This window comes from Geobacillus sp. LYN3 (genome assembly GCF_003064505.1).
Lineage (GTDB): Bacteria > Bacillota > Bacilli > Bacillales > Anoxybacillaceae > Parageobacillus_B > Parageobacillus_B toebii.
Genome location: NZ_QCWL01000001.1, coordinates 1,225,031 through 1,228,770, shown reverse-complemented (window position 1 = coordinate 1,228,770; position 3,740 = coordinate 1,225,031). Strand labels below are relative to the sequence as shown.

At 39.2% G+C, this 3,740-nt stretch carries 2 protein-coding genes and 1 pseudogene; 2 read left to right on the top strand and 1 reads right to left on the bottom strand.

From position 1 onward, the window contains the following. Window positions 1–224 precede the first annotated feature (224 nt). Entirely contained in the window at window positions 225–1,685 is a 1,461-nt protein-coding gene (locus DCC82_RS06440; RefSeq protein WP_097354226.1) for an aldehyde dehydrogenase family protein, read from the top strand. A 298-nt stretch (window positions 1,686–1,983) separates the two neighbouring features. Here DCC82_RS06440 and DCC82_RS06435 read toward each other — a convergent pair whose 3' ends face one another. Further along, window positions 1,984–2,436, bottom strand: a complete 453-nt coding sequence (locus DCC82_RS06435) for a hypothetical protein (protein WP_012749491.1) — start codon at window positions 2,434–2,436, stop codon at window positions 1,984–1,986. A 908-nt stretch (window positions 2,437–3,344) separates the two neighbouring features. On the opposite strand from DCC82_RS06435, the pseudogene DCC82_RS06430 reads away from it, so the two are divergent. Next, window positions 3,345–3,740, top strand: a pseudogene (locus DCC82_RS06430) (transposase); the annotation flags it as partial.

Here is a 3,740-nt window from a genome sequence, read left to right as displayed (position 1 = left end):
AATATTCACATCATAGACAGGAAATACAAAAAATATTCAGCTCACTTGATCATGTGGCTGAATAGTTACCATTTTTCTATATCCATATGCGTAAAATAGATTCATTCCAACGTGCAAATGAAAAAAATTGTTACATCTAAAAAGTAAGCAGGAAATTTGAAATAATGTGCAAGCAATAGTAAGATCATTGTCGAAACCGTTTACAACAAGGGGAGGGCATCAACTTGAAACAGTATCTGGAACTAAATAAAAGTTTTATTAATGGTGAGTGGGTTGAAGGATTAAGTTCGAACTCTTATAATATTTTAAACCCGTATGATGATTCTGTCATTACAACAGTTAAATTAGCTACAAAAGAACAAACACAGGAAGCTTTTGAAGCGGCGCAGCAAGCGCAGAAAAAATGGGCGAAATCTTCGGTAGAGGAAAGAAAAGCGGTCATCCGGAAAGCATTAGAGTATTTTAAAGAGAATAAAGAAGCAATTTTAGAGACCATGGTAGTAGAAACAGGCAGCACATATATAAAAGCGGAAATGGAATATCAAATTACGTTAGATGAATTAGTAGAAGCGGAAAAAATGACAGAAGAGATTTATACGTATAGAGAAGTTCCTTCTCCTATTGAAGGAAAAACAAATCGAATTTATCGATTGCCGCTCGGAGTTATTTCATCGATTTCTCCATTTAATTTCCCGTTATTTTTATCGATGAGAACCATTGCTCCTGCGATCGCATTAGGTAATGCGGTCGTTCATAAACCAGATTTGAAAACCGGCTTAACCGGAGGTTCGATTATTGCGGCAGCGTTTGAATATGCTGGATTGCCTAAAGGTGTACTCAATGTGATTTTAACGAATTCGAGAGAAATTGGAGATGAAATGTTAACAAACCCTCATGCTAAGTTGGTCAGCTTTACTGGATCGACAGAGGCAGGAAAGCATGTCGGAGCTGTCGCTGGCGGAGCTTTAAAACGCGTTGCATTAGAATTAGGCGGAAACAGTCCGTTTGTCGTGTTGAGCGATGCTGATGTAGATCGCGCAGTGGATGCAGCGATATTCGGAAAGTATCTACACCAAGGCCAAATTTGTATGATCGTGAATAGATTCATTGTTCATAAAGATTTGTATGATGAATTTGTACAGAAGTTTGTGGAGCGGGCTAAAAACTTGCCGTACGGAGATCCGCGCAATCGTGAAAATGTGATTGGTCCGATCATCGACCAACGTCAGTTAGAAAAAGCACTAAAGGTAATTGAAGAAGCAAAAGCAGAAGGAATTCCGTTGGCATTAGAAGGAAAACGCGTAGGAAATATATTAACGCCATATGTATTTGTAGATGTGGATAATGATAGTAAGTTAGCTCAAACGGAAGTGTTCGCACCGATTGCGATCATGATTAAAGCGGAAACGGACGAACAAGCGATTGAATTGGCAAATGAAACCGAATATGGTCTAAGTTCGGCTATATTTACATCTGATCTTGAAAAAGGAACAGAACTAGCTTTAGAGATTGATAGCGGAATGACGCATGTAAATGACCAAACGGTTAACCTTCAATCGAATACACCATTTGGAGGAACAAAAGCGAGCGGATTAGGCCGTTTTGGAAATCCATGGATTGTAGAAGAGTTTACAGTGACAAAATGGGTTTCCGTTCAACATCAATATCGAAAATTTCCGTTTTAAGGAATAACTATATTAGTAGAGGATATATGCCCTTTATTGAGCATATATCCTCTTTTTTCATAGAACACGTCGCAAAACGCTTAACGGATGCATAAAAATATTTGCGCACAATAAATCTCCATCCCATCTTGCTTAATTCCTTGCGCAGAAACGTCTTGGCTCAACTTGAGAAGATGGAGGTGGGGCGTTGTTTGGATATTTTCACCGTCCGCCATCCGATAGGTGACAAGCGGAAAAGAGGGGAAACAGCTAGGAATTTATCATATTTTATATGCCGAAAGTGGCATTGGAAATGGTATTATTCGATAATTCTTATTTTGAATTTGTTGCCATCATCGAACCCAATAAAATAATTCCCCTCAATTGCTCCCATCTCGTTTTTCTTAAAACAATCTTTTATATCTTCTACTATTTTCTCTAAAAGTTCTTCTTTATGATTTACTCCATATACCTCTAAACTGTAACCACTCATTTCAATTCCTTTTGGTTTCGCGCTAACAAACGTATTATTCAATACTTTGAATTCCCCATCTTTATAACCTATCATACCGTTACCCGACTTTATGCAAGCTAAGTTGTATTTGAAGAGTATATCGGCTAACTCTTTCATAAATACTGAACTCATCTGCATCCAATCCCACCCCAATCGCATAAATAATTTCATCCCGCCACCGCATGGCTCGGCGTCTATTATTAATTTGTCAGCTAGTCCATCCCATGTAATCGTCTTGGTCTTGTCCAATGCCATCATTGAATCATCCTCTGATGCGTTTACGGCAATTGTGCATATACCCGTCCGATCGCTGTTGCAATTCCTCTAACTGTGCCAACTGTATCGCCAATGGTGCACAACAGATTACGTCAGCTTTCCTAGAAGAGAAGCGCGGCCGCCACCAACGTTTTCATCGACTTTCTCCCGACAAAACATGATACTCTTTCAACATATCGTGTTAGCAATCCAATTCTGCTTCGATATGTTTGAACACATCTTTTTTAAGCTCCGTTGCGGCCGCCTTTTCATCCACTTCAATAACATATAATAAGCATGTTCTCCTTTATATTCTTCCGCATGATCACTAGTACAAAGCAAAATGAGACTATCGACTATGTTTTGTCCATCTTCTAAAAACCTAGATGGAAATGTAGTTTCTTTGTTGCTCGGCATCTCTCACACTTATTTTTGCATTTCTTACGAACAGCTTTTTGGTACCGGTATCCCTCTTTTCTCTTGTGGATTTTTCAGTATGTATTATCAGAAGTCCATCTTTTAAATTTCCGAATGATTAGCATGCTCTTGCAGAAACAACACCGCAACAAAGCTAGGAATGGCGTCGCAGAACGCACATATTACCTGCATTGTTGTCCCCTAGTGTAAAACGTGGAAACAAAGGATGATGTATAAAATTTTGTATAAAGCATTTTGCTAGGCAAAAAGAAAAAAGGTAGGGTATTCTCTGATTGGACCAAAAATCTTAGAGAAAGGAGTACCCTACCTATGTCTAAAAGAAGTATACCGAATGTCGACTGGGCAAATCAACTGGACAGTGTCATTCGTCAGTTTGTAAAAGAAAAATATTAGAACTGATTATGCGGGAAGAAATCAAACATTTCCTCGAAATCGAACAGGATGGAACACCGAATAGGAGAAGCGGCTGCTATCTCCGTTGTGTTCGGAAAAAAGATCAATTCGAAATGGCGGAGGATCTCAAGCTGATTTATCGTGCGCCGAATAAGGAGATGGCGTTACAAATGTTTCAACAGTTTGAGTCAAAATGGTCTGGTAAATACCCGAGAGAAGTTCAATCTTGGGCCAATGAGTTGGATGTCCTTCTCATTTATGGACTATCCAAGCAGTATTCGAAGTGTGATTTATACAACGAATGCCATCGAACGAACGATCAAGGAGATTCGGAAACGCCTAAAACCGATGAACAGTTTGAATAGTTTAGAAGCCTCTGAAAAAATCGTGTATTTGACCATTCAAGAAATGGGCAGGGCGAAAGTTGCGAGGATTTGCCGAAGCGCAGGAAGCCCTCGAGCGAATGTTTGAAGAAC

Bases quoted from the DNA above. Each gene is read 5' to 3' on its own strand.
- DCC82_RS06435 (WP_012749491.1), bottom strand. From the start codon at position 2,436: ATGATGGCATTGGACAAGACCAAGACGATTACATGGGATGGACTAGCT.